Here is a 24,447-nt window from a genome sequence, read left to right as displayed (position 1 = left end):
GATGCGGTGGTTCGAGGCCCCCGCTCGCCTCACGGTAGGTCGCCGACGAGATTCGGCATAGAGCCTTGACTTTCGAGGTGAGTCCCCGACGGCGAGAGAGCTCTGCGCGCCTCCCCACCCCGCGCGCGCATCGTCGTGACCCGTGCACCGTGTCAAGCCCCTGATGGCTCCGACGAGCGCCGACGTAGCCTTGCCGCTCGCAACGCCGCACACCAATCAGGGGGTCGCCCATGTTCTTCCACGTGCAACGACTGATCAACGACATCGTCCCCGACGAGCCGGATCCCGCCGCGGCGAACGCGCTGCAGGAGGGGCTCGGCGGTCAGTTCGGCGAGATGCGCACGATGATGCAGTACCTGTTCCAGGCCATGAACTTCCGCGGTCCGAACGGCAAGCCGTACCGCGACCTGATCCAGGGCATCGGCACCGAGGAGATCAGCCATGTCGAGCTGATCGGCACGACGATCTCGCGATTGCTCGACGGATCGCCGAGGTATCAGGGCAAGCCCACCGACCCGGTCGACGCCCCGGGCGCGGGAGGGGCGACGCCGTTGAAGATCGCACTCGACGAGGGCAACATCCACCACTACCTGGTCGGTGCGCAGGGCGCCCTGCCCGTCGATGCGGCGGGCAACCCGTGGAGCGGGAGCTACGTGTACAACTCGGGCAACCTGCCGCTGGACCTGCTCTACAACCTGATGCTCGAATCCACGGGTCGGCTGCAGAAGTGCCGCATCTACGAGATGACCGACAACGCCACGGCGCGCTCGACGATCGCGTACCTCATCGTGCGCGACCAAGCCCACGAGAACGCGTACGCGAAGGCGCTCGAATCGCTGGGCGTCAAGTGGAACACGCTGCTTCCGATCCCGAAGACGAACGCCGAGCAGTTCCCCGAGGTCAAGCAGTTGCTCGATCTCGGCCTGCAGTCCAAGCAGTACACGTTCGACCTGGCCGGACAGTCCGAGGCGGGCCGCATCTTCCAGGGCATGTCGCCCTCGAACGACGGCACCGAGCTCGACGGTCGCGAGCAGGCCCCCGAGGGCGTGCCGTCCACGATCGCCCCCGAGCGGTTCGAGGAGTACGCGCCGGGTCTCGACGCCGACCTGCTCGCACTCGTGCAGGCGACCGCCGAGATGGAGATGGCCGAAGCCGCCGACCCGCTCTTCGCACCTACGGTATCGGCTGCGTCGAAGGCGGAGTCGAAGGTCGGTGCGACGTCGAAGCCGGCGACGAAGACGGCGACGAAGCGCGGTGCCACGTCGAAGAAGTCCCGGGGCGGCGGATCATGAGAGCCCTCACCTGGCAGTCCACGGGCAGCGTCAGCATCGAGGACGTGCCGGATCCCCGCATCGAAGCGGCCGATGACGTCATCATCCAGATCACCTCGACGGCGATCTGCGGATCGGATCTCCACCTCTACAACGTGCTCGGCCCGTTCCTGTCGAAGGGCGACGTGCTCGGACACGAGCCGATGGGCGTCATCGTCGAGGTCGGGCCGGCCGTCACGACCCTCGCCGTGGGAGACCGGGTCGTCGTGCCGTTCGTGATCGCCTGCGGCCAGTGCCACATGTGCCGCCTCGGCCTCACGACCCAGTGCGAGACGACCCAGAACCGCGCGACCGAGACCGGCGCCGACCTCTACGGGTACACCGACCTCTACGGGTCGGTACCCGGAGGCCAGGCCGAGTACCTGCGGGTGCGGCGGGCCGACGCGAACGCGTACAGGGTCGGCCGCGAGCTACCCGACGATCGGTACCTGTTCCTCAGCGACATCCTGCCGACGGCGTGGCAGGGTGTGCAGTACGCGAACGTGCCCGAAGGCGGCACGCTCGCCGTGCTCGGCCTTGGACCGGTCGGGCAGTTCGCCGCCCGCATCGGACGCAGCCTCGGCCACCGGGTGCTCGCGGTCGACCCGGTTCCCGAGCGCAGGGCGATGGCGGAGCGGCACGGAATCGAGACCTTCGATCTCGCCGACGACCTGGTCGATCGGCTGCGCGACGAGACCGAAGGGCGCGGGCCCGAAAGCGTGATCGACGCCGTCGGCATGGAGGCGCACGGCAACCCCGGCGTCGAGTTCGTGCAGAAGGCGGTCGGGATCCTGCCCGATGCCCTCGCGAAGCCCGTCATGAAGAAAGCGGGCGTCGATCGGCTGGCGGCGATCCACCTCGCGCTCGACCTCGTCGGGCGCGGCGGCACCGTCTCGCTCAGCGGGGTGTACGCCGGAGCGGCCGACCCGATGCCCCTGATCACCATGTTCGACAAGCAGATCGCACTGCGGATGGGGCAGTGCAACGTGCACACGTGGCTCGACGAACTGCTGCCGCTCGTCGAGGACCCTGCCGACCCGCTGGGCGTCGAAGACCTCGTGACGCATCGCGTGCCGCTCGACCGGGCACCCGAGATGTACGAGACCTTCATGAAGAAGGAGGACGGCTGCATCAAGGTCGTCCTCGAGCCCTGAGCTCCGGGTTAGCACAAGTACCTCACCACGGACAATCCCGGTGACGGGTGGTCGGCCGCTGCGTAGCCTCGGATCATGGCAGCGAAGCAGAGCAGTACCAGCACGTCATCCGCCGCACGCAACAAGCGCCGGCCCGCCCGAGGAGCCGGCCTGACCGACGAACAGAACGCCGAGCGCGGGTTCACCGCGTCGAAGGAGCTCAGCGAGCTCCTGCAGAAGGTGCTCGTCGACCTCATCGAACTCGCCTCGCAGGGCAAGCAGGCGCACTGGAACGTCGTCGGCACGAACTTCCGTGACACCCACCGCCAGCTCGACGAGATCATCGAGTCCGCGCGCGAATTCAGCGACACCGTCGCCGAGCGGATGCGGGCGCTCCACGCGCTCCCCGATGGGCGCAGCGACACCGTCGCCGAGACGACGACGCTTCCCGAGTTCCCGCCCGGCGAACTCGACACCACGTCGGTCGTCGACCTCGTCACCGAGCGTCTGGAGGCCACCGTCTCCACCTGTCGCGAGGTGCACGACGCGGTCGACGAGGAGGATCCGACGAGCGCCGACATCCTTCACGCCATCCTCGAACAGCTCGAGCAGTACGCGTGGATGGTCAGCGCCGAGAACCGCGTGGCCCGTAAGGCCTGAGCCGACCATCCGGCCCCGGCCGGGTCCAGAAGGGATCTGAGATGACCGACCACTCCGAGGACCCGAACGCGGTCCAGGATGCTCCGCTGATGGAGCAGAACGACCGCACGGTCGACGACGCCCTCGACGGCATCGTGGTGCAGACGCAGGCCGACCTCTCGCGCAGCCCGGGCCTGAACGCCCGTGAGCTGCTCGCTCAGCGCCTCGACGACGCGGGGATCGTCCTCGACGAGGGCCGCTTCGAAGACCTGCTCCGCCGCGCGTCGTCGACGTCGGCGACGTCGGACCTGCAGCCCGGCACTGACCTCTGACGAGCCCGGCTCACTTCCGCACGCGGTAGCGCAGGTGGAGCACCCGGTCGCCCTGGATCGCCTCTTCAGGATCCTCCAGCAGGAGTTGCGACCGGGTGGCTCCGAAGTACCGCTTGCCCGACCCGAGCACGACGGGTGTGACATCCATTCGCACCTCGTCGACCAGACCCGCGGCGAGCACTTGGCCGCCGACGTCACCGGCGGCGACCTCGACGACGCGATCACCCGCGAGTTCGCGCGCCTTCGCCAGGGCGGCCTCGATGCCGTCGACGAAGTGGAACGGCGCCGCAGGGTTCCAGTCCTCGGGCGCGGGTCGGTGCGTCACGACGACGACGTGGGCGATCCCGCTCGGGGGTTCGCCGCCCCATCCGTCCGTCAGGTCGAAGACGTGACGGCCGACGACGGTGACGCCGATCCGATCCCAGTACGGGCGCACGTAGTCGTAGGACGCCTGGGAGACCAGCAGCACGCCGCTCTCATCGAGCGGCACGTCGCCGCCCGTCAGCCAGTCGAACAGCGGGCCGGGCTGGTCGAGGTCGTCGGCGATGAACCCGTCCACCGACACCGAGCCGTACATGGTCACGTCGCCCATGATGTTCTCCTTTCGATAACGGCGTCGATCGCTGCGACGTCACTCGTGCAGCCTCATTCGTGCGGCAGGAACGGCTCGTGGTGGTAGCCCGTGTCGTCGAGGACGACGACGGTCGACTCCGGCACCTCGAGGAACGCGCCCGGCAGGTCGTTGAGCGGTTCGGACACCACCACGTGAGCCCGATCGCCGAACAGCGAGAGCCGGTCGGCCTCGGGGTACATCTTGCGGAGCGTCGGGATGTCGGCGGAGTGGAACAGCGTTCGTGTACGGCCCTGCGTCGAATACCGGAATGCCCAGAGCGTCACGCCGTCGGAGACGGCGACGGTGCCCTGCATCGGGAACGGCACCCCCGCGGCATGCCCGGTCTCCTCGACGAAGCGGATGGCCCTGCGCACGCCGTCGACCGGGTCATCCTGCAGGCCGAAGGTCAGCGCGAGGTGGAAGAGCACCTCGGAGTCCGTGGTTCCGCGGATGCTCGGGTAGAGCGCCGGGTCGACCGCGAACGTGAGGTCTCGCTTGAGTCGGCCGAACTCTGCGATCGAGCCGTTGTGCATGAACAGCCAGCGGTTGTGGCGGAAGGGGTGGCAGTTCGTCTGCTGGATCGGCGGGCCGCCGGCCGCCCTGACGTGGCTGAAGAACAGCGGGCTCTCGACGGCCATGGTGAGCTCTCGCAGGTTCTCGTCGTTCCAGGCGGGTTCGATGCTGTGGAACAGGTGCGGCAGCGGATCCCTCGTCGTGCCGCTCGGATACCAGCCGAAGCCGAACCCGTCGCCGTTCACGGTCTCGGCGCCGAGCGGCGAGTCGAGCGACTGGGCGACGAGCGAGTGCTGCGCGTCGAGCACCAGGATCGACGGTTGGAGCGGTTCGCCTGAATAGGCCAGCCAACGACACATCTCGCGACCCCCTGAACGTCATCGTCCGGCCGCGACCCTCCCTCCGAGCGCCGCGTCCACCGCCATCGTAGCCCCCGGCGCGAGTGCCGGTCCGGGCGGTCGGGCCCGGCGATCGGCGGTGCAGTCGGTCGGCCGGCCGGCACCGGTGCCGAGACCGCTCGTCATTCGCGGCACGAACCCTCGGATAGCCTCGAGACATGAGTCGTACCGTCTGGACCGTGCTCGGCGTCATCGCCGCGGTCGTCATCGCCTGGGTTCTCGTCGATGTCGTGTTCAGCGTGGTCTGGTTCCTGGTGAAGGCCGTGATCGTCGCGCTGGTCGCCGTCGTGGTCTTCTTCGTGCTGCGCTCGCTCGTGCTGCGCGGCGATCGCCGGGGTTCGACCGGGCGCTGAGTCGCACCCGCCCGCGTCCGCGGGCTCGGACCTGATGCATCCGACCCGCGACGAGCCGACGCACGTCTGCACGCTCGTCTCGATGGCGGCGAAGTCGTCGATGACGCCGACATCCCTGAGCGCGGGGGACTCGTCGGATCGAGCCCGGCTCAGGCCGTCAGCTGTGCCTCTGCCTCGCGTTTGATGGCCGAGAGCTCGAACTCGAGCGTGATCTTCTCGGACACGAGCACGCCGCCGGTGTCGAGCGGCACGTTCCACTCGAGGCCGAACTCACGGCGATCGATGCGACGTGTTCCCTGGAATCCGGCACGGAGCGCACCGGTCGCGTCGGTGTGCGCACCGACGAATTCGATCGGGATCGTGATGGCCTTCGTCACGTCGCGGATCGTCAGATCGCCGGATACGACGAGCGCGTTGTCGCCGATCTCCTCGATGCGGGAACTCCGGAAGACGATCTCGGGCCACTTCTCGACATTGAAGAAATCATCGCTCCGCAAGTGTTCGTCGCGCTGCGCATTTCGAGTGTCGACGCTGTCGGTGCGGCAGACGATCTCCACGAACGAGGCGTCGGGGTCATCGAGATCGGCGTGCAGTTTGCCGTTCACGTCGGTGAAGGCACCGCGAACCGTTGCCACCATCGCGTGCTTCGCCGAGAAGCCGATGCGCGAGTGGTCGGGATCGATGTCCCAGTCACCGCTCAGATCCGGAGTCGGGTTTGTCATGGTCTCCCCAGGGTCGTTGACGAACTCATCAAGTCTCTCATTCATCCGATGCTGCTCCACGCATGCCGGGTCATGCGACTGCCGTCGCGGTCACCGTGGCCTCGCACGGCGCATCTCGAGCTCGATCTGCGCCCGGGTCGTCGCTCGGGAGTTCCGGTGCGAAGCACTGGACGCGGATGCAACGAGCGCAGGCACGACGAAGCGCCGGATGCGCGGCATCCGGCGCTTCGTGCGAGGTGGGGGAGCGCTGCTACTTGGTCGCGTCGGCGTTCTTGATCAGCTGCCCGCCCGCGAGCCCCGAGAGGATCGCGCTGACGTCGAGGCCAGTGAGGGACTTGACGACCTCGGTTCCCTCGCCGAGCACCTGGCCGACGGTCTTCGTGACCGCGCTCGCGCCGTCGGTCGAGACGACCGTGAGCGTGTCGATGTTCGAGATCGGCTCGGCCGCGGCGCGCACGATCTCGGGCAGACGCGAGATGATCTCCTGCGCGAGGGCCGCCTCGCCGTACTTCTGCAGCGCCAGGGCCTTCGCATCGGTGGCGGATGCCTCGGCGAGGCCCTCGGCCTCGATGGCGGCGGCGCGAGCCTCGCCCTCGGCGCGCACGCCGGCGGCGAGGGCGACCTTGCGATCACGCTCGGCCTCGCCGGCGAAGCGCACGGAGGTCGCGGCGGCCTCGGCGTCCTGCACGGCGGCGACCTTGTTCGCCTCGGCGATCTTGGTGCGCTTGAACGCCTCGGCCTCGGTGCTGGCGTTGGCCGCGTCGCGCTTGGCGGTGGCTCGCTGCACCTCGGCGTACGCCTCGGCCTCGGCGGGCTTGCGGATCTCGATGTCGAGGCGCTCCTGCGTCACGAGCGCCTGCTCCTGCAGCGCGTCGCGCTCCTGCACGGCGACGAGCTTGTCCTGTTCGGCCGTGGCGAGCTGGCCTGCCGCCTGCGCCTCGGCGTTCGCACGGTCGGTCTCGGCCTTGATGCCGGCTTGCTTGAGGCTCAGCGCCTTCTGTCGTTCGGCGATCTGCTCTGCGGCCTCGATGCGGGCGAACTCGCTCGCGCGCGCCGCCTCGGCTTCGCTGACCTCGGCGACCTGGAGGGCACGAGCGGCCTCGGCGCGACCGAGGTTGGCGAGGTAGTTGCTGCCGGGGGTCGAGATGTCCGAGATGTTCAGGAGGTCGACCTGGAGGCCCTGCTCGACGAGGTCGGTCTTGGTCTCGGCGACGACGCGGTCGGAGAGGCTCTTGCGGTCGGAGATGATCTGCTCGATCGTCATGTCGCCCACGATCGATCGGAGCGAGCCCTCGAGGGACTCCTTGATGATCTCGGTGAGCAGTTCCTGCTGCGAGAGGAAGCGCTGCGCAGCCCGGCGCACGCCGTCTTCGGTGCCGCTCACCTTGAAGTTGATCGACGCCTTGATCGCGATCTTGATGCGATTCTTGTCGACGCCCTCGACCGTGATGCCGATCTGGCGCTGCTCGAGCGAGATCGAGAAGCCCTGCTGCAGGATCGGCCAGACGAACGTGCGACCGCCGATCACGACCCGCTGGCCGGTGTTCGTCTCGCCGTTGTTGCGGCCCGCGCCACGGCCCACGATGACGAGCGCCTCATTGGGCGGTACGCGGCGGATGCGCCGCGCGATGAAGACGAGCAGGGAGAGCAGGGCGATGACGATCGCGATGATCGAGATCACCTGGATCAGGGTCGTGTCCAGCAGCAAGGAGGTGCCTTTCGGGTTCGCAGGGGTGGGTGGTGGGCGCGCCGTCTGCGGCGACCCTCAGTTGGCGGAGACCTTCACACGAGTGCCGACGTGCTCGACGACGACGACGCGGGTGCCCTCCGCGATGGGCGCGTCGGAGTAGGCGAGTCGGCGTTCGATCTCGCCGGGGCCGTCGAGGCTCACCTCGCCGCCGGAGGTGGAGACGTCCGATCGCGCGACGCCCGAGAGTCCGACGGCCGAGGCGGGAACGCCGTCGGAGGAGTTCGTCAGGTTGCGCACGACCAGCGCCGAGAGCGCGTAGGCCACGAGGCCGAGCACGATCGCCAGCACGTACGCCCAGATGAGGTCGAGGCCGGTCGTGGCGATGAGCGAGCCCGAGGCGCCGAAGACGACGAGTCCGACCGAGAGCGCCGTGCCCGAGATCGCTCCGTCGCCGACGTCGAAGTGGTCGAGGATGTCCCCGAGCACCAGCGAGATGAGGAGGAGCACGAGGCCCACTCCGCCGACGATGAGGAACGGGAGGAGCATCCGTGTGGCCCTTCTGCGCGCGCGACACCGCACGGGAGCGCACGGGTCCGCCAACTCTATCGGGAAGCGGAGACGATGCTCCGGCTGTCCACAGGGTGCACTGAGACGAGACCGCGCGCGGCTTCACTCGCGGCCTTCCGCCGTCGCCGGACGCACCGGCGGCGTCAGGATGCGACCGACCCCGCGACGGCGATCGCGTCGACCGCCTGATCGCCTCGCAGCCGTCGCATGCGCTCGACGACCTCGTCGACGACCGCGGGCGTCAGCGAACGGCAGACGATGCTGTTCGGGCCGATCGACTCGAGCCCCCCGGCGCGGATCCGGATCACCTCCCACCCGACCTCGGCCAGCGCCTCGTCCTTCTCGAGGTCGGAGGCCTCCTTGAGTCCGAGATGCGCACGCCGCGACCGGCCGGGATCGTCGTACTCGATCGCGATGCGGAGCTGCGGCACGAGGATGTCGGGCCACACCTCGCTGCGCCCGAAGAACGTACGCGCGATGTGCACGGCGTTCACACGGTGGTGCAGCCGGATGCGTTCGCCGAGCATCGTCCGGAGTCGTTGCTCGGTCATCGACGTGCGGGTGCGCAGCCCGGGTTTCATGAACGCGAGCCCGGCCTCGCGAAGGGCGCCTGGTGCGACCGCGTTGGCGCGGCATTTCGCGCACCCGGTGCCGGTGAGCACCTCGTTCACGGTGGCCGGGTATCGGTCGTGCCCGCGCGGGCACTGCCATCGGTACTCGGCGCCGATGCGGGTCTCGATGGCGAGTGCTGCGCGCTGCGGGGGCGCGACCTTGCGCAGCAGCTCGCCGCGCGAGCGTTGGGTCTCGGCGATGAGCATGCACAGCGGGCACGGTCGGCGCAGGGCGAGGGTCGCGGGATCGTCGGGATCGGCACCGTGCCCGCATTGGAAGCTCACGGCGACCATGGGGACTCCTTCGCGTGTGGCATGGGGCGATCATGCTCGGGCCTACCGACATCGCACCGGTACTGGCAACGGCATCGGCTCGCACCGACCTTCGCGCACACCGATGTCGGTGCCTGCCGCGAAAATGGGGGAATGCAGATCGCCGTGGGCGTCGGCGACGGCGGTCGCGTGCGGTTCATCGACCCCGATGAGCCCGACGCGGTGCTCGCCGAGGCCGAGCACGCGGCATCCGCCCCGCTGTTCGAGCGGTTCGAACGCGACCACGGGCCGCGCTGGGTGTGGGCCGACACCCGGCAGTGGTACCCGGCGCTGCTCGACCGCGGTGTGCGGCTCGCGAGATGCCACGACCTGCGCCTGTGCGGAGCGATCCTCGACCACTCCACCTTCACGGCCGACGCGCGCGCACACGGTGCGCCGCCCGCGCCCGCGTGGTTGCCACCCGGCCCGACGATGGCCGAGTCGGTCGTCGCGCCGTCGGCTGGGGCGGCGCACCGCCACGAACCGCTCTTCGACCTCGACGGCTTCGACGACGCGTCCGGTCCTCCATCCGACGGCGTCCTGACGGCCTCATCGGAGCGGGCGGATGCCGCGGCAGGGCGCGCGTCGTCCGAATCCGTCGCCGCCGAGTACCGCCGGCAGCTCGGGCTCATCGACGCCGGCAGCGCTCCCGCTGCGCTGCGGCTCCTGGCCGCCGCCGAATCCGCCGGAGCGCTCATCGGAGTCGAACTGCGCGCCGCTGGACTTCCCTGGAGTCGCCGGGTGCACGAGGCCGTGCTCGAGGCAGAGCTCGGGCCGCGACCGGCGGCCGGGCGCAAACCCGCCCGCATGGAGGAGATCGCCGCCGTCGTGCGCGTCGAGCTCGGGGCGCCGGCCCTCAACCTCGACTCGCAGGTCGACGTGCTGCGGGCCCTGCGCACGGCGGGCGTGCAGACGTCGTCGACCTCGAAGTGGGAACTGCTCGAACACGACCACCCGGGCATCGAGCCGCTGCTGGCATACAAGAAGCTCGCGAGGCTCCTGAGCGCGAACGGGTGGGCGTGGCTCGAGGAATGGGTGCGCGAAGACCGGTTCCGCCCCGAGTACGTGCCGGGCGGCACCGCGACGGGGCGTTGGGCGACGTCGGGCGGCGGCGCGCTGCAGCTGCCGAAGCTCGTACGCAGCGCGGTCGTCGCCGATCCCGGGTGGACCCTGGTCGTCGCCGACGCGGCCCAGCTCGAGCCGCGCGTGCTCACGGGCATGTCGCGCGACGAGGCCATGGAGCGAGCGGGCCACGGCCGCGACCTCTACCGGGGCCTGGTCGACTCGGGCGTCGTCGCGACGCGCGACGAGGCGAAGATCGCCATCCTCGGCGCCATGTACGGTGCGACGACGGGTGACAGCGGGCGGCTCGTTCCGCGGCTTGCACGCGCCTATCCGAAAGCCATGCGACTCGTCGACGCGGCCGCCCGCGACGGGGAGCGCGGCCTGCAGGTCACGACCCTCCTCGGCCGGTCCTCCCCGCTGCCGCCCACTGCGTGGCGAGCAATCCAGGCGAGCGCGAGTCAGCCAGACGCGAGCGCCGCCGACGAGCGCCGGGCCAGGTCCTCGGCGCGCGACTGGGGCCGGTTCACGCGCAACTTCATCGTGCAGGGCAGCGCCGCCGAATGGGCCCTGTGCTGGATGGCCGACCTGCGCGGCCGCCTGTACGAGCTCGGCGCGACCGGCGCCGAGCCCCACGCGCAACGCCCGGCCGCGGCATCCGGACCCGTCTTCGATCGTGCACCGCACCTCGTGTACTTCCTGCACGACGAGATCATCGTGCACACGCCGGTCGAGCACGCCGACGCGGTCGCCGACGCCGTGCGCGCATCGGCCGTCACGGCGGGCCGGCTGCTCTTCGGCGGCTTCCCGATCGAGTTCCCGCTCGACCTCGCGGTCGTCTCGAGCTACGCGTCGGCCGACGCCTGAGCGGCGAGTCCGACCTCGTCTTCGGCGTTCGACGCGACCTGCGGTGCGGCCGCGATGCCGGGTCTGCGCCCGCGCCGAGGCCGAGTCGTGCTCGGTTCGAAGGCGAGCTCAGCGAGCTTTGCGTGCTCGGCGCGCTCGACGAGCGGCGCCGTCGTCTCGAGCCAGGCGAGCGCGCCCTCGGCACGCGCCCGGTCTGCGGATGCCGCGAGACGCGCGAGTCCGGCCACCGCCGCCGCGCCGGGTGCGGCGGCCGACCCTCCGATCGGTGCGGAGGCATCACCGCCCCTGCCGTCTGCGCTGGCTGCCGCGGCATCGACCGCCCTGGAGTCCTCGGCCCGGCCTCCCGCGAGATCACGGCGCTCGCGCCACCGAACGGCCTCGGCCGCGATGACGGATGCCGCGTCGACGCCCGGCAGCGATGCGGCGATGAGCACGCGGTCGACGGTCTCGTCCCACGGGTCGGCGCCCGAGGCATCCGCCCCGCCGAGCCAGGCCGAGGCTGCGGCACGGCCCGCGTCGGTCAGACGATGCAGGGGGAGGCCGTCTTCGGTGGTGCCGGCGGGTTCGACGAGTCGCTGCTTGGTCAGGCGTTCGATCGTCGCGTAGGTCTGGCCGACGTTCACGGTGCGCCGGCCGCCCGTGCGCTCGGCGAGTCCGCCGTGCAGGGCGAATCCGTAGGCCGGCCCCATCGTGAGCAGGGTGAGCACAGCATCGCGCACGGCCATGGCGCCTCCTTCGGCGAACGGGATTGGGAACGGAACCCGAAGCGGAGTTCGAGCTTCGACCGCGCCCGGATCCGGAAACGGGTGAACCGGAACGTTTCACCGAGCATACAGTTCCTCCGCCCGCGCGGTCCGCTTCAGGCCACGCGCGGCGCGAACCTTGTCAGAATGCCGGATCCGCGGCATAATCGCCGGTGACGGTTCACGTCCATAATCGAATATCCAGCCATCCGTGGCTCCCGAGGTCGTAGGGGAAGACGCACCTCGAGAACGGAGACGGAGATGGCAGAGATGATGTCGCGGGTCGTGCGCCCCGCGCAGGGAGTGTTGTTCGTGCACTCGGCACCGCGCGCGCTGAGCCCGCATGTCGAGTGGGCCGCTGGCCGTGCCCTCGGCACCGCCGTGAACTTCGACTGGAGCGAGCAGCCCGTGTACCGCGGGCTCATGCGCGCCGAGTTCCACTGGGAGGGCGACGCGGGCTCGGGCGCGAGGATCGCCTCAGCCCTGCGCGGCTGGGAGCAGCTCCGCTACGAGGTGAGCGAAGACCCGACCCCCGGATCCGACGGCGCCAGGTGGATGCACACGCCCGAGCTCGGCGTGTACTTCGCGCAGACCGACATCGCCGGCAACACCGTCATCGGCGAGGACCGCATCCGGTACGCGATGGAGATCGCGGGGTCGGATCCCGTCGAGCTGCACCGCGAGCTGCGGCTCGCCCTCGGGCAGGCGTGGGACGACGAACTCGAGCCGTTCCGTCACGCGAGCGACTTCGCCCCGGTCGTCTGGTTGCACCAGGTGGGGTGAGCAGGGCCTCGGCCCGCGTGCTGGCGTCCCGCGATCGTCGGAGAGCATCTCCCGGTGAGCGCACGGACGAAACCCGCTGGCCGTCGACGAGAAGGCCCCCGGTGTCGCACGGACACCGGGGGCCTTCTCATGAGCGGATGCCGCGGCATCCGTCGCCGACTACACCGAGCGGAACACCGCGACGGCGTTGTGGCCGCCGAACCCGAACGAGTTCGAGATCGCGACCTGCGGGCCGTCGCCGAGCGGCTGGGGCTCGCCCGAGACGAGCAGCGGGATCGCGGGGTCCTGGGTGGTGAGGTTGATCGTCGGGGGAGCGAGACGGCTCTCGAGCGCGAGCACGGTGAAGACCGCCTCGAGTGCGCCCGTGCCGCCGAGCAGGTGCCCGGTCGAGGCCTTCGTCGCCGAGACCGGGATCTCGTGCACGCGGTCGCCGAACACGCTGTGGAGCGCCGTGTACTCGGCGATGTCGCCGACGGGCGTGCTCGTGGCGTGCGCGTTGATGTGCGTGACCTCGTCGGGCGTCGCGCCCGCCTGCGCGAGCGCGTCGAGCACGGCACGGCTCGCGCCGCGCCCCTCGGGGTCGTTCGCCGTGATGTGGTACGAGTCGGCGCTCACCGCACCGCCCGCCAGCTCCGCGTAGATGCGGGCGCCGCGAGCGAGCGCGTGCTCCTCGGTCTCGATGACGAGGCTCGCCGCGCCCTCGCCCATGACGAAGCCGTCGCGGTCGACGCTGTACGGGCGGGAGGCGTGCGCGGGGTCGTCGTTGCGCTTGGAGAGCGCCTGCATCGACGAGAACGACGCGAGCGTGATCGGGTGGATCGCCGACTCCGAACCTCCGGCGATGACGACGTCGGCGAGGCCGAGCTGCAGGTGCTCGTAGGCGTTCGCGAGCGACTCGGTGCTCGAGGCGCACGCCGAGGCGACGGTGCGCGCGAACGCACGGGCCTCGAAGTGCATCGAGATGGCCGCTGATGCCGCGTTCGGCATCAGCATCGGCACGGTCATGGGCAGCACACGTCGAGGGCCGCGTTCGCGCAGGGTGTCCCACGCATCGAGCAGGGTCCAGATGCCGCCGATGCCGGTCGCGTAGTCGACGCCGAGGCGCTCGGGGGCGATGTCGGGGGCGCCCGCGTCGGCCCACGCCTCCATCGCCGAGATCAGCGCGAACTGGCTCGACGGGTCGAGGCGCTTGGCGACGGGGCGCTCGAGCACCTCTTCGGGGCGGACCTTCGCGGGTGCCGCGAAGTGCACGGGCAGGTCGTACTCGGCGACCCAGTCGTGCTCGAGCGTGCGAGCACCGGATTCGCCGGCGAGCAGGGCATTCCAGCTGTCGCGTGCGGTTCCGCCGAGCGGCGAGGTCGCACCGATGCCGGTGATCACGATCTTCTTGGTCATACGAGAAACACTCCGATGGAGGAAACGGTCAGGCTGAGCGAGCGGGCCGGGCGCGATGCGCCGGCCCGCTCGGCGCAGCGACTAGGCCGAGGCCTTGACGATGAAGTCGACGGCGTCGCCGACGGTCTTGAGGTTCTTGACCTCTTCGTCGGGGATCTTGACGTCGAACTTCTCTTCTGCGTTGACGACGATGGTCATCATCGAGATCGAGTCGATGTCGAGGTCGTCGGTGAACGACTTGTCCAGCTCAACCGTGTCGGTTGCGATGCCGGTCTCGTCGTTGATGAGCTCGGCCAGGCCGGCAAGCACTTCTTCGGTGGACAATGCCATGGTTCTTCTCCTTGAGGGTGTCTCGTTTGACCGAGAGCCAGTCTAGATGGACAGGGATCGGCGGTTCACGGCAGAACCACCACTTGGGCGCCGAAGACGAGGCCGGCGCCGAAGCCGATCTGGAGGGCGAGGCCTCCGGAAAGTTCAGGGTGCTCCTCGAGCAGACGGTGGGTCGCGAGGGGGATGGAAGCGGCGGATGTGTTGCCGGTCGTGGCGATGTCGCGCGCGATGGCGACCGTCTCGGGCAGCTTCAGCTGCTTGGCGAACTCGTCGATGATGCGCATGTTCGCCTGGTGGGGGATGAACGCGGCGAGGTCGGCGGCCGTGACGCCGGCGGCGTCGAGCGCCTGCTTGGCGACCTTCGCCATGTCCCAGACCGCCCAGCGGAAGACCGTCTGCCCCTCTTGACGGAGCGTCGGCCACTCGGCCGCGCCGTCGCGGAATTCGGTGAGCGTGCCGTTCATGCCGACCGCGCCGGCCTTCGAGCCGTCGGAGCCCCACACGGTGCGCGCGATGCCGGGGAAGTCGCTCGGGCCGATGACGATCGCGCCCGCGCCGTCGCCGAGGAGGAACGAGATGGTGCGGTCGGTCGGGTCGACGACGTCGGAGAGCTTCTCGGCGCCGATGACGAGCGCGTAGTGCGCGACGCCCGTGCGGATGAGGGCGTCGGCCTGGGCCACGGCGTAGGCGTAGCCGGCGCACGCGGCGTTCGCATCGTACGCGGCGGCGGGGTTCGCGCCGACGCGGTCGGCCACGACCGCGGCCATCGACGGCGTCTGCTGCACGTTCGAGATCGTCGCGACGATCACGAGGTCGATGAGCTCGGGAGCGACGCCCGACTTCGCGATCGCCTCGCGCGCCGCGTCGGTCGCCAGGTCGAGCGCCGAGACGTCGGCACCGGCGCGCGTGCGCGTGATGATGCCGGTGCGCTGCTGGATCCACTCGTCGGAGGAGTCGATCGGGCCGATGAGGTCGTCGTTCGGCACGGCGTTCTCGCCGCGCGCGGCGCCGACCGCGTAGATGCGCGTGTAGGCGGGTCCGTGCGACTGCTGCAGGGTGGGCTTGGTCATGTTCGACATTCTCTCGGTGCGTGCGACGTGCCGCGAATCAGGCGGCCTGCTCGATGAGTTCGATCGCGGCGGGCAGGTCGTCGGGGGTCTTCACGGCGACCGTCGGCACGCCCTTGAGCGCGCGCTTGGCGAGCCCGACGAGCGCGCCAGCGGGGGCGAGCTCGATGATGCCGGTGACGCCGGCATCGGCGAACGCCGCCATGCAGAGGTCCCAGCGCACGGGCGAGGAGACCTGGCCGACGAGGAGGTCGACGAACTCGGTTCCGGAGGTCACGACGCGGCCGTCGTTGTTCGTCCAGAGCGTCTGCGCCGGGTCGGTCGGGCTCAGGGTGGCGGCGACCTCGGTGAGGTGCGCGACCGCGGGGGCCATGTAGCGCGTGTGGAACGCGCCGGCGACCTGCAGCGGGATCACGCGCGAGCCGGTGGGCGGCTCGGCCTTCAGCGTCTCGAGGGCGTCGAGCGCTCCGGCGACGACGATCTGGCCGCCGCCGTTGAAGTTCGCGGGCTCGAGGCCGAGTTCGGCGAGCCGTGCCAGCAGGGCGGACTCGTCGCCGCCGAGGACGGCGCTCATGCCGGTCGGCGTCTGGGCCGCGGCATCCGACATCGCGCGACCGCGCTCGCCCACGAAGCGCAGCGCGTCTGCAGAGGACAGCACGCCGGTGCCGGCCGCGGCGGTGATCTCGCCGACCGAGTGTCCGGCGATGCCGCCGATCCGCTCGGCGCGGCCGTCGGCCAGCAGGGCGTCGAGCGTCAGCAGTCCCGCGGCCACGATGAGCGGCTGTGCGATCGAGGTGTCGCGGATCGTGTCCGCGTCGCTCTCGGTGCCGTGCAGCGCGAGATCGACCCCGGCTGCCTGCGAGTAGGCGTCGAGTTGCGCGGCGCGGGCGGAGTCCGCGAGCCAAGGAGCGAGGAATCCGGGGGTCTGGGAGCCCTGACCAGGGCAGACGACGACGATCACGTCCCTAGTCTGTCAATGAGACCGGTCGCGCGTGTGTGTCGATGCGACAAGCTCTTGCGGAAAGGCTTGTGCGCGTCCCACAGCCGGTTGCGCGGATGTCGCGGTCCGGCGTCACTGCGAACGCGCAGCGGCGTGCGCGCGCACAGGGTCAGGACGGTCGGCGCCTCGTCGGGTGCTCGTGATCGCTCATCGACCCGATGATGAGCGCGGACTGCAGGATGAGCGCCTCGCGGGCGCCCGTGGCATCCCACCCGATCACATCGGAGACGCGCTTGAGGCGGTACCGCACGGTGTTCGGGTGCACGAAGAGCTCTCGGGCCGTCGCCTCGAGCGAGCGGCCGTTGTCGAGATAGCTCCAGAGCGTCGTCAGCAGCTCGGTCGAGTGCGCCTGCAGCGGCCGGTAGATGCGATGCACGAGCGTGGCACGAGCGAGCGGGTCGCCCGCGAGCGCCCGCTCGGGCAGCAGGTCGTCGGCATGAACCGGTCGCGGCGCGTGCCGCCATGAGCGTGCCACGGCGAAGCCCGCGAGGGCCGCCTTCGCGCTCTTCGACGCGTCCACGAGGTTCGGTACCTCGTGGCCGAGCACGAGGTGCCCCGGACCGAAGTGGTTCTCCAGCTGCGTTGCGAACTCCATGAACGTCATCGCGGGGGAGGTGCCGACCTCGTCGGGCTGTCGCCCGAGCTGCTCGGATCGGCCGATCACGAGGACGAGGCGGTTGCCCTGCACGCCGATGAGCACGTCGGCCTGCATGTGGCGGGCCACCCGGCGCACATGGTCGACGTCGAGCTGCTTCGGCGCGGTGCCGACGAGCACCGCGACCTCGCCGTGACCGTGCCAGCCCAGTGCCGCGATGCGGCTCGGCAGCTCGTCGTCGTACTCGCCCGAGAGGATCGAGTCGACGACGAGGGCTTCGAGGCGCGCGTCCCAGAGGCCGCGGGCCTCGGCGGCGCGGGCGTAGACGTCGGCCGCCGCGAACGCGATCTCGCGCGAGTAGAGCAGGATCGCCTCGCGGAGTGGCTCGCCGCCGTCCTTCACCCGGTCCTCGACGACCTCCACCGTGACCCGGATGAGCTGCAGCGTCTGCTGCAGGCTCACCGAGCGGAGCAGCTCGCGGGGAGCGGCGCCGAACACGTCGGCCGCGATCCACGGCGTGGAACGGGGATCCTCGAACCAGGCGATGAACGACGAGATGCCCGCCTGTGCGACGAGCCCGACGGCCGAGCGCCGGCTCGGGGGCATGTCCCCGTACCAGGACAGCGTGTCCTCCAGGCGCTTCAGCGTCTGGGTCGACAACTCACCCGCGATGGTTCGCAACCATGCGAGGGTCTCTGCCTTGGTACGGGGTTTCGCCACCTGGGTTAGCTCTCGCCGCCGGCGGAACCGGTGGTTCCGGCGTTGACGTCGTGCAGGCGGTACTTCGTGATCGCCTGCGCCGGCACCGAGCGGTCGATCTCACCACGGGCGACGAGCTGTTCGAGCGCACGCACCACGAGCGACGGTCCGTCGATCTTGAAGTAGCGGCGCGCGGCGGCACGCGTGTCGGAGAAGCCGAAGTCGTCGGCGCCGAGGGTGGCGAAGTCACCGGGCACGAAGGCGCGGATCTGGTCGGGCACCGCGTGCATGTAGTCGGACACGGCGACGAACGGGCCGCTGGCTCCGGCGAGCTTGGTCGTGAGGTACGGCACGCGTGGCTCGTCGTCGGGGTTGAGGAAGTTGTGCTCCTGTGCGTCGAGTCCGTCACGACGGAGCTCGGCCCAGCTCGTGACCGACCAGACGTCGGCGGAGACGCCCCAGTCCTCGGCCAGCAGCTTCTGGGCCTCGAGAGCCCACGGCACGGCCACACCCGAGGCGAGCAGCTGCGCCGAGGGGCCACTGCCGTTGCCGTTCGAGATCTTGTGGATGCCGCGCAGGATGCCGTCGACGTCGGTGCCCTCGGGCTCGGCCGGCTGCACGATCGGCTCGTTGTACACCGTGAGGTAGTACATGACGTTCGGGTCGGCGTGGCTGCCGCCGTACATGCGCTCGAGGCCGGCACGCATGATGTGCCCGATCTCGTAGCCGTACGCCGGGTCGTAGCTGAGCACGGCCGGGTTGGTCGATGCGAGCAGCGGCGAGTGGCCGTCGGCGTGCTGCAGGCCCTCACCCGTGAGGGTGGTGCGGCCCGCGGTGGCACCGATGATGAACCCGCGGGCCATCTGGTCGCCCGCTGCCCACATCGCGTCGCCCGTGCGCTGGAAGCCGAACATCGAGTAGAAGACGTACACGGGGATCAGGGGCTCGCCTTGCGTGGCGTACGACGTGCCGATGTTCGTGAAGGCTGCGAACGCTCCGGCCTCGTTGATGCCGACGTGCACGATCTGGCCCTGCGGGCTCTCCTTGTAGGCGAGCAGCAGTTCGCGGTCGACCGAGGTGTAGTGCTGGCCGTTCGGGTTGTAGATCTTCGCGGTCGGGAAGAACGCGTCGATGCCGAAGGTGCGGGCCTCGTCGGGGATGATCGGCACGATGCGGTGGCCGAAGTCCTTCGAGCGGATGAGGTCCTTCAGCAGTCGCACGAAGGCCATGGTCGTGGCGATCTCCTGCGTGCCGGAGCCCTTCTTCGCGATCGCGTAGGCCGAGTCGTCGGGCAGCGAGATCTCGACGTGCTTCGAGCGTCGCTCGGGCACGTAGCCGCCGAGCGCACGACGGCGCTCCTGCAGGTACTGGATCGCCTCGTCGTCCTGGCCGGGGTTGTAGTACGGCGGCAGGTACGGGTTCTCCTCGAGCTGCGCGTCGGAGATCGGGATGCGCATCTCGTCGCGGAAGCCCTTGAGGTTGTCGAGGGTCATCTTCTTCATCTGGTGCGTCGCGTTGCGCCCCTCGAAGGACTTGCCCAGACCGTATCCCTTGATGGTCTTCGCGAGGATGACCGTCGGCTGACCCTTGTGCTCGGTCGCAGCCTTGAACGCCGCGTAGATCTTGCGGTAGTCGTGGCCGCCGCGCTTGAGGCCCCAGACCTCGTCGTCGCTGAGGTGCGACACGAGCTCGAGCGCTCGCGGGTCGCGGCCGAAGAAGTTCTCGCGCACGTAGGCGCCGGACTCCGTCTTGTAGGTCTGGTAGTCGCCGTCGGGCGTGACGTTCATGAGATTGCGGAGCGCGCCGTCGTGGTCGGCGGCCAGCAGCGAGTCCCACTCGCGACCCCACACGACCTTGATGACGTTCCAGCCGGCGCCGCGGAAGAAGCTCTCGAGCTCCTGGATGATCTTGCCGTTGCCGCGCACGGGTCCGTCGAGGCGCTGCAGGTTGCAGTTGATGACGAAGTTGAGGTTGTCCAGGCCCTCGTTGGCGGCGACCTGGAGCTGGCCACGGCTCTCGACCTCGTCCATCTCGCCGTCGCCGAGGAACGCCCAGACCTGCTGGTCGGAGGCGTCCTTGATGCCGCGGTTGGTGAGGTAGCGGTTGAGCTGCGCCTGGTAGATCGCGTTGATCGGGCCGAGGCCCATCGACACGGTCGGGAACTGCCAGAACTCGGGCATGAGCCGCGGGTGAGGGTACGACGAGAGCCCGTGCGGTGCACGCGACTTCTCCTGGCGGAAGCCGTCGAGGTCGGTGTCGCTGAGACGGCCCTCGAGGAAGGCGCGGGCGTACATGCCGGGGGAGGCGTGGCCCTGGAAGAAGACCTGGTCGCCGCCGCCGGGGTGGTCCTGGCCTCGGAAGAAGTGGTTGAGGCCCACCTCGTAGAGGGAGGCGGCGCCCGCATAGGTGGAGATGTGTCCGCCGACGCCGATCTCGGGGCGCTGCGCGCGGTGCACGAGCACGGCGGCGTTCCAGCGGAGCCAGGCGCGGTAGCGGCGCTCGATGTCCTCGTCGCCGGGGAACTCGGGCTCGTTCTCGGGGGCGATCGTGTTCAGGTAGTCCGTGGTCGGAACCATCGGCACTCCGAGGTGGAGTTCCTTCGAACGCTTGAGCAGGCTCAGCATGATCTCGCGACCGCGCTGATGTCCCTTCGCCGTCACGAGGGCGTCGAGGGATTCGGCCCATTCGGATGTCTCATCCGGGTCGGAATCCAGCGCCTCGACGGAGTACGGGTCCTGGTCGTTGACAGTCACACTCGACCTTTCTCTACGGCAGATCATGCCGGGCGCGGCGTTCCGCGCGCACGAAGAACGGCCGGGTTTCGACCGAACACACTTGGCCATACTAGTGACATTCGCACAACGTTTCGGCTCGGTATGCTGTGCCTTCGCTCAGCGTTCGACAAAACAGAGGAGTGAACGGATGCCGCTTCCCGACGGTGCTCCCGCCCCCGACTTCGAGCTGGTCGACCACCTCGGCCGGGCGGTGCGACTCTCCGTACTCCGGCAGGCCGGCCCGGTGGTCATCGTCTTCTTCCCGCTCGCGTTCTCGCGCACGTGCGAGGGGGAGCTGTGCGCGCTGCGAGACGACCTCGCGATCTTCGCCGAGGCCGGCGCGCAACTGGTCGGCATCTCGGTCGACTCGAAGTTCGCGCTCCGCGCGTGGGCCGAGGAGCAGGGCTACGGGTTCCCGCTCCTGTCCGACTTCTGGCCCCATGGCGAGGTCGCCCGTGCTTACGAGGCGTTCCTCGACGATCGCGGATACGCCGCTCGGGCCACCTTCGTGATCGACGTCGACGGCGTGATCCGGGCGAGCTTCGCGACCGCCCCGGGCGAGCCGCGCAGCCTCGACCAGTACCGGGCGGCGCTCGAGGCGCTGACCGAGCGCTGAGGCGCGGGCGCGCGGCATCCGGATCGGCAGCGCGCCGACGAGCGATAGCATTGCGGTTGCGTCGCTCACGCGGCGGGCCTTTAGCTCAGTTGGTAGAGCGCCACGTTTACACCGTGGATGTCGTCGGTTCGAGCCCGGCAGGGCCCACTCCAGACCCCGAGACGCCTCGCGAACCGCGACGGTAGGCTGGGCACGTGCCCGCTGACCTCGCCGACGTCCTCTCCACGATCGAACGGCTCTGGCCTGTCGCGGGCGCGGAGTCCTGGGACTCGGTCGGACTCGTCACCGGGGATCCGGCAGCCGAGGTGCGTCGCGTGCTCTTCACGGTCGACGCCGTCGGCGAGACGGTCGACGAGGCGCTCGAATGGGGTGCCGACCTCGTGATCGCGCACCATCCGCTGCTGCTCCGCGGCGTCACCACGGTCGCTGAAGACCGCTACAAGGGCGCCATCCTCGCGCGCCTCATCCGCGGCGGCTGCGCGCTCGTCGCGGCGCACACCAACGCCGACGTCGTCGAGCGCGGCACGTCGGCGGTGCTCGCCGAACGCCTCGGCCTCGTCGACACCCGGCCGATCGTGCCGAGCGCGGGCCCGGGCGGCGTGACGGGCGACGGCCTCGGCCGGGTCGGTCGGCTCGCAGCGCCCACCACCGTCGGCCGGCTCGCGCGTCAGCTCGCCGAGATCCTGCCGCCCACGGCGACCGGCGTGCGGGTCGCCGGCGGCTTCGACGATCCCGTCGAGACCGTCGCGCTCTGCGGCGGAGCGGGCGACTCGTTGCTCGGCGACCCGGCGGTGCGCGACGCCGACGCCTACATCACGGCCGATCTCCGGCACCACCCGGCCTCCGAATCCCGGGAGCAGTCCAGGCTCACCGGCGGCCCCGCACTCATCGACGTCTCGCACTGGGCCAGCGAATGGCTCTGGCTGGATGCCGCGGCCGCCCAACTGGGCGAGGCCCACCCCGAACTCGAGCTCCGCGTGAGCGAGCTCCGCACCGACCCCTGGGACTTCCAGGTCGTGCAATGATGACCATTCCCACCGCGAATCCCACAAGGAGCACCACGTGAAGGCAAGCCCCGCCGACCAGCAGCAACTTCTGCGACTCCAGGCCGTCGACACCCGACTCCAGCAGATCGCGCACCGGCTCGGAAGCCTGCCCCAGTCGGCTCCCATCGCCGAACTCGCCACCCGCGACGCGGCCGTCCGTTCGCGCCGGGCCGAGGCGCAGGGCACGCTCGAAGACGCCCGCGCAGAGCTCAAGCGCATCGAGTCCGACGTCGCGGTCGTCGAGGCTCGCATCGCCCGCGACAGCGACCGCCTGCAGCACACGTCGTCCACGAAGGACGTCGCGGCCCTCGAATCCGAGCTCGCCTCGCTGGCCAGGCGCCTGAGCGATCTCGAAGACCAGGAGCTCATCGTCATGGAGCGCGTCGAGGCCGCCGAGGGCGTGGTTGCCGGCATCGACACCGAGCGTGCCGAGATCGCCGCCCAGGTCGCCGCGCTCGAGGTCGAGCGCAACGAGGCGTCGGAGGGCCTCGTCGTCGAACGCGACGGCGCTGAGCGCGACCGTGGCGTCGTCGCCTCCGAGGTTCCCGCAGAACTGCTCGCCTACTTCGAGCAGCGGCGCGCACGCGGCGCCGGCATCGGTGCGGCGCTGCTGCGCCAGCAAACCTGCGGCGGCTGCACCATGACGCTCACGGGCTCCGACCTCGACGTCGTGCGCCGCGCGGCGCCCGACGAGGTGCTGCTCTGCCCCGAGTGCGACCGCATCCTCGTGCGGACCGACGAGTCGGGCATCTGACCAGAGCCGACGAAGCCGAGCCGACGAACCGGAGCCTGCGAACTCGAGCCGGCCCATCCGCTGCGTGCGCGCCCTTCGCCCGGGCGCACGCGGCGCGGACGCTCAGCCGCGGCCTGTACGCTTGGCGTGTGAGCGGGTCGGCAAGACGGCCGCGTCATCCGAGCGATCGGGTGCCGAGGAACGTCCGGGCTCCGCAGGGCAGGACGGTGGGTAACGCCCACCCGGGGCAACCCGCGAGACAGTGCCACAGAAAGCAGACCGCCCGGTGCGCAAGCGCCGGGTAAGGGTGAAACGGTGGGGTAAGAGCCCACCAGCGGCCGCGGTGACGCGGTCGGCTCGGTAAACCTCGTCCGGAGCAAGGTCAGACAGGGAACGATGGGGCTGCCCGTCCCGTTCCCGGGTAGGCCGCTGGAGGGGCACGGCAACGTGTCTCCGAGAGAGATGGTCGTCCAGCCGGTGTCGCGCAAGCGCCCGGTCAACAGAACCCGGCGTATCAGCCGGCCCGCTCACATCCCCGTCGCCGTGCCCGGCGGTCAGCGATCCTCGTCGTCGAGGCGCGATTCCTCCTGGCGTTCCTCGCGCTCGCGCTCCTGCTCACGACGCTCCTGCTCCTCGCGGATCCGCTCCTCTTCGGGCGTCTTGTTGCTCATGTCGAACCTCCCGTGCGCTTCGGCGCGACCGTCGCTGCCGTGCCGCCACCGTACCGCGTTCGCGCGGTCGGATGTGGGTCGGATGTCGGTCGGATTCAGCCGAGGGCGAGCGCGGCCGCGCCGATGATTCCCGCGTTGTTGCGGTGCACGGCCGGCACGATCTTCGTCTGCAGATCGAGCAGCGGCAGGAACTGCTCCTGGTGCTTCGAGACGCCACCGCCGACCACGAACAGGTCGGGCGAGAAGATGAACTCGACGTGCGAGTAGTAGCGCTGCAGGCGCTTCGCCCACTGCTTCCAGTCGAGGTCCTCGCGCTCCTTCGCCGAGTACGCGGCGCGATGCTCGGCGTCGTCGTCGTCGATCTCGAGGTGGCCGAGCTCGGAGTTCGGCACGAGCACGCCGTCGTAGATCAGGGCCGATCCGATGCCGGTGCCGAGCGTGGTCAGGATGACGAGCCCGTCGACGCCCGCTGCCGCGCCGTAGCGCAGTTCGGCGACGCCGGCGGCATCCGCATCGTTGATGAAGTGGATGTCGCGGCCGAGCGCCTTCTCGAAGAGTTCTTCGGCGGGCAGCCCGATCCACTTCTTCGAGACGTTCGCGGCCGAGCGCGTGCGCCCTCGCTTCACGATCGCGGGAAAGCACACGCCGAGCGGCAGGCCCTCGATATCGAACTCCGCACCGATCTGCTCGAGCAGCTCGGTCGACGAGGCGATGATCGCCTCGGGTTCGCCGCCGTCGGGGGTGAGGACCTTTCGTCGTTCGGTGACGATTGCACCGGTGGAGAGATCGACGACCGCTCCCTTGATGCCCGTTCCGCCGATGTCGATCCCGATCGCGTGCTGAGTCGCCATGCCGCCACACTATCGCGGCTTG

23 protein-coding genes, 1 tRNA gene, 1 other RNA gene and 1 pseudogene are annotated in these 24,447 nt (G+C 70.0%); 12 read left to right on the top strand and 14 right to left on the bottom strand.

The annotated features are described in order from the left end of the window. Window positions 1-230 precede the first annotated feature (230 nt). The 4 genes and pseudogenes from ATC03_RS10595 to ATC03_RS10580 form a co-directional block, all read left to right on the top strand. Window positions 231-1,175: pseudogene (locus ATC03_RS10595) on the top strand (manganese catalase family protein); the annotation flags it as partial. 113 nt (window positions 1,176-1,288) lie between these two features. Beyond that, a complete protein-coding gene (locus ATC03_RS10590; protein WP_067876634.1) occupies window positions 1,289-2,464 on the top strand; it encodes an alcohol dehydrogenase catalytic domain-containing protein in 1,176 nt (391 codons plus the stop codon). A gap of 75 nt (window positions 2,465-2,539) precedes the next feature. Beyond that, on the top strand, window positions 2,540-3,103 hold the full coding sequence (locus tag ATC03_RS10585) for a Dps family protein (RefSeq protein WP_067876630.1): 564 nt from the start codon (window positions 2,540-2,542) through the stop codon (window positions 3,101-3,103). 41 nt (window positions 3,104-3,144) lie between these two features. Continuing rightward, a complete protein-coding gene (locus ATC03_RS10580) occupies window positions 3,145-3,414 on the top strand; it encodes a hypothetical protein (RefSeq protein ID WP_067876627.1) in 270 nt (89 codons plus the stop codon). Between the two features lie 10 nt (window positions 3,415-3,424). Here the strand turns inward: ATC03_RS10580 and ATC03_RS10575 are convergent, their stop codons facing one another. Both ATC03_RS10575 and ATC03_RS10570 read right to left on the bottom strand, forming a co-directional pair. Next, entirely contained in the window at window positions 3,425-4,006 is a 582-nt protein-coding gene (locus ATC03_RS10575; protein WP_067876624.1) for a dihydrofolate reductase family protein, read from the bottom strand. A 53-nt stretch (window positions 4,007-4,059) separates the two neighbouring features. Next, window positions 4,060-4,899 carry a class II glutamine amidotransferase gene (locus ATC03_RS10570; protein ID WP_067876621.1) on the bottom strand — a complete coding sequence of 280 codons (840 nt, stop codon included), beginning with the start codon at window positions 4,897-4,899 and terminating at the stop codon, window positions 4,060-4,062. A 197-nt stretch (window positions 4,900-5,096) separates the two neighbouring features. On the opposite strand from ATC03_RS10570, the gene ATC03_RS10565 reads away from it, so the two are divergent. Further along, complete coding sequence (locus tag ATC03_RS10565; protein WP_067876618.1) at window positions 5,097-5,291, top strand: hypothetical protein; 195 nt, start codon at window positions 5,097-5,099, stop codon at window positions 5,289-5,291. 149 nt (window positions 5,292-5,440) lie between these two features. On the opposite strand, the gene ATC03_RS10560 is transcribed toward ATC03_RS10565, so the two are convergent. From ATC03_RS10560 to ATC03_RS10545, 4 genes are all read right to left on the bottom strand, one after another. Beyond that, window positions 5,441-6,013, bottom strand: coding sequence for a YceI family protein (locus tag ATC03_RS10560; RefSeq protein WP_067876615.1), 573 nt, complete (start codon window positions 6,011-6,013; stop codon window positions 5,441-5,443). Window positions 6,014-6,263: 250 nt separating this feature from the next. After that, window positions 6,264-7,718, bottom strand: coding sequence for a flotillin family protein (locus tag ATC03_RS10555; RefSeq protein WP_067881883.1), 1,455 nt, complete (start codon window positions 7,716-7,718; stop codon window positions 6,264-6,266). Window positions 7,719-7,778: 60 nt separating this feature from the next. Next, window positions 7,779-8,249 (bottom strand): NfeD family protein, encoded by a 471-nt coding sequence (locus ATC03_RS10550; protein WP_067876613.1) that lies wholly within the window; start codon window positions 8,247-8,249, stop codon window positions 7,779-7,781. Window positions 8,250-8,413: 164 nt separating this feature from the next. After that, window positions 8,414-9,175, bottom strand: coding sequence for a hypothetical protein (locus ATC03_RS10545; RefSeq protein WP_067876609.1), 762 nt, complete (start codon window positions 9,173-9,175; stop codon window positions 8,414-8,416). Between the two features lie 132 nt (window positions 9,176-9,307). Here ATC03_RS10545 and ATC03_RS10540 point away from each other — a divergent pair, with 132 nt between their 5' ends. Continuing rightward, entirely contained in the window at window positions 9,308-11,122 is a 1,815-nt protein-coding gene (locus ATC03_RS10540; RefSeq protein WP_067876605.1) for a bifunctional 3'-5' exonuclease/DNA polymerase, read from the top strand. On the opposite strand, the gene ATC03_RS10535 is transcribed toward ATC03_RS10540, so the two are convergent. Continuing rightward, complete coding sequence (locus tag ATC03_RS10535; RefSeq protein WP_067876601.1) at window positions 11,101-11,847, bottom strand: PadR family transcriptional regulator; 747 nt, start codon at window positions 11,845-11,847, stop codon at window positions 11,101-11,103. The two genes, ATC03_RS10540 and ATC03_RS10535, sit on opposite strands and share 22 nt — an antisense overlap. Before the next feature lie 279 nt (window positions 11,848-12,126). Here ATC03_RS10535 and ATC03_RS10530 point away from each other — a divergent pair, with 279 nt between their 5' ends. Beyond that, a complete protein-coding gene (locus ATC03_RS10530) occupies window positions 12,127-12,648 on the top strand; it encodes a DUF3145 domain-containing protein (protein WP_227820064.1) in 522 nt (173 codons plus the stop codon). Between the two features lie 159 nt (window positions 12,649-12,807). Here the strand turns inward: ATC03_RS10530 and ATC03_RS10525 are convergent, their stop codons facing one another. From ATC03_RS10525 to aceE, 6 genes are all read right to left on the bottom strand, one after another. Further along, a complete protein-coding gene (locus ATC03_RS10525; RefSeq protein WP_067876599.1) occupies window positions 12,808-14,043 on the bottom strand; it encodes a beta-ketoacyl-[acyl-carrier-protein] synthase family protein in 1,236 nt (411 codons plus the stop codon). Between the two features lie 81 nt (window positions 14,044-14,124). After that, the gene (locus ATC03_RS10520; RefSeq protein ID WP_055857961.1) at window positions 14,125-14,373 is read right to left on the bottom strand and encodes an acyl carrier protein; all 249 of its coding nucleotides are present in this window, start codon (window positions 14,371-14,373) and stop codon (window positions 14,125-14,127) included. Between the two features lie 65 nt (window positions 14,374-14,438). After that, window positions 14,439-15,443: a beta-ketoacyl-ACP synthase III gene (locus tag ATC03_RS10515; protein ID WP_067881877.1), complete on the bottom strand. Its 1,005-nt coding sequence runs from the start codon at window positions 15,441-15,443 to the stop codon at window positions 14,439-14,441. A gap of 37 nt (window positions 15,444-15,480) precedes the next feature. Next, the gene (locus ATC03_RS10510; RefSeq protein WP_067876595.1) at window positions 15,481-16,401 is read right to left on the bottom strand and encodes an ACP S-malonyltransferase; all 921 of its coding nucleotides are present in this window, start codon (window positions 16,399-16,401) and stop codon (window positions 15,481-15,483) included. Between the two features lie 148 nt (window positions 16,402-16,549). Then, window positions 16,550-17,695, bottom strand: a complete 1,146-nt coding sequence (locus ATC03_RS10505; RefSeq protein WP_227820063.1) for a PucR family transcriptional regulator — start codon at window positions 17,693-17,695, stop codon at window positions 16,550-16,552. Between the two features lie 65 nt (window positions 17,696-17,760). Further along, on the bottom strand, window positions 17,761-20,487 hold the full coding sequence (gene aceE, locus ATC03_RS10500; protein ID WP_067876589.1) for a pyruvate dehydrogenase (acetyl-transferring), homodimeric type: 2,727 nt from the start codon (window positions 20,485-20,487) through the stop codon (window positions 17,761-17,763). 169 nt (window positions 20,488-20,656) lie between these two features. Here aceE and ATC03_RS10495 point away from each other — a divergent pair, with 169 nt between their 5' ends. The 5 genes from ATC03_RS10495 (at window position 20,657) to rnpB (ending at window position 23,433) form a co-directional block, all read left to right on the top strand. Continuing rightward, window positions 20,657-21,124 (top strand): peroxiredoxin, encoded by a 468-nt coding sequence (locus ATC03_RS10495; protein WP_067876582.1) that lies wholly within the window; start codon window positions 20,657-20,659, stop codon window positions 21,122-21,124. A 74-nt stretch (window positions 21,125-21,198) separates the two neighbouring features. Beyond that, a tRNA-Val gene (locus ATC03_RS10490) sits at window positions 21,199-21,271 on the top strand. 47 nt (window positions 21,272-21,318) lie between these two features. Continuing rightward, the gene (locus ATC03_RS10485; RefSeq protein ID WP_067876579.1) at window positions 21,319-22,149 is read left to right on the top strand and encodes a Nif3-like dinuclear metal center hexameric protein; all 831 of its coding nucleotides are present in this window, start codon (window positions 21,319-21,321) and stop codon (window positions 22,147-22,149) included. Window positions 22,150-22,186: 37 nt separating this feature from the next. Next, a complete protein-coding gene (locus ATC03_RS10480) occupies window positions 22,187-22,924 on the top strand; it encodes a zinc ribbon domain-containing protein (protein ID WP_067876576.1) in 738 nt (245 codons plus the stop codon). Window positions 22,925-23,057: 133 nt separating this feature from the next. Beyond that, an RNA gene (rnpB, locus tag ATC03_RS10475) (RNase P RNA component class A) lies at window positions 23,058-23,433 on the top strand. A 236-nt stretch (window positions 23,434-23,669) separates the two neighbouring features. Here the strand turns inward: rnpB and ppgK are convergent. Then, window positions 23,670-24,425, bottom strand: a complete 756-nt coding sequence (ppgK, locus tag ATC03_RS10470) for a polyphosphate--glucose phosphotransferase (RefSeq protein ID WP_067876574.1) — start codon at window positions 24,423-24,425, stop codon at window positions 23,670-23,672. Between the last annotated feature and the right edge of the window lie 22 nt (window positions 24,426-24,447).

It is taken from the genome of Agromyces aureus (genome assembly GCF_001660485.1).
GTDB classification, from domain to species: domain Bacteria; phylum Actinomycetota; class Actinomycetes; order Actinomycetales; family Microbacteriaceae; genus Agromyces; species Agromyces aureus.
Note: the sequence above shows the minus strand (reverse complement) of the source record. Positions and strands in the feature narration are given on the sequence as shown.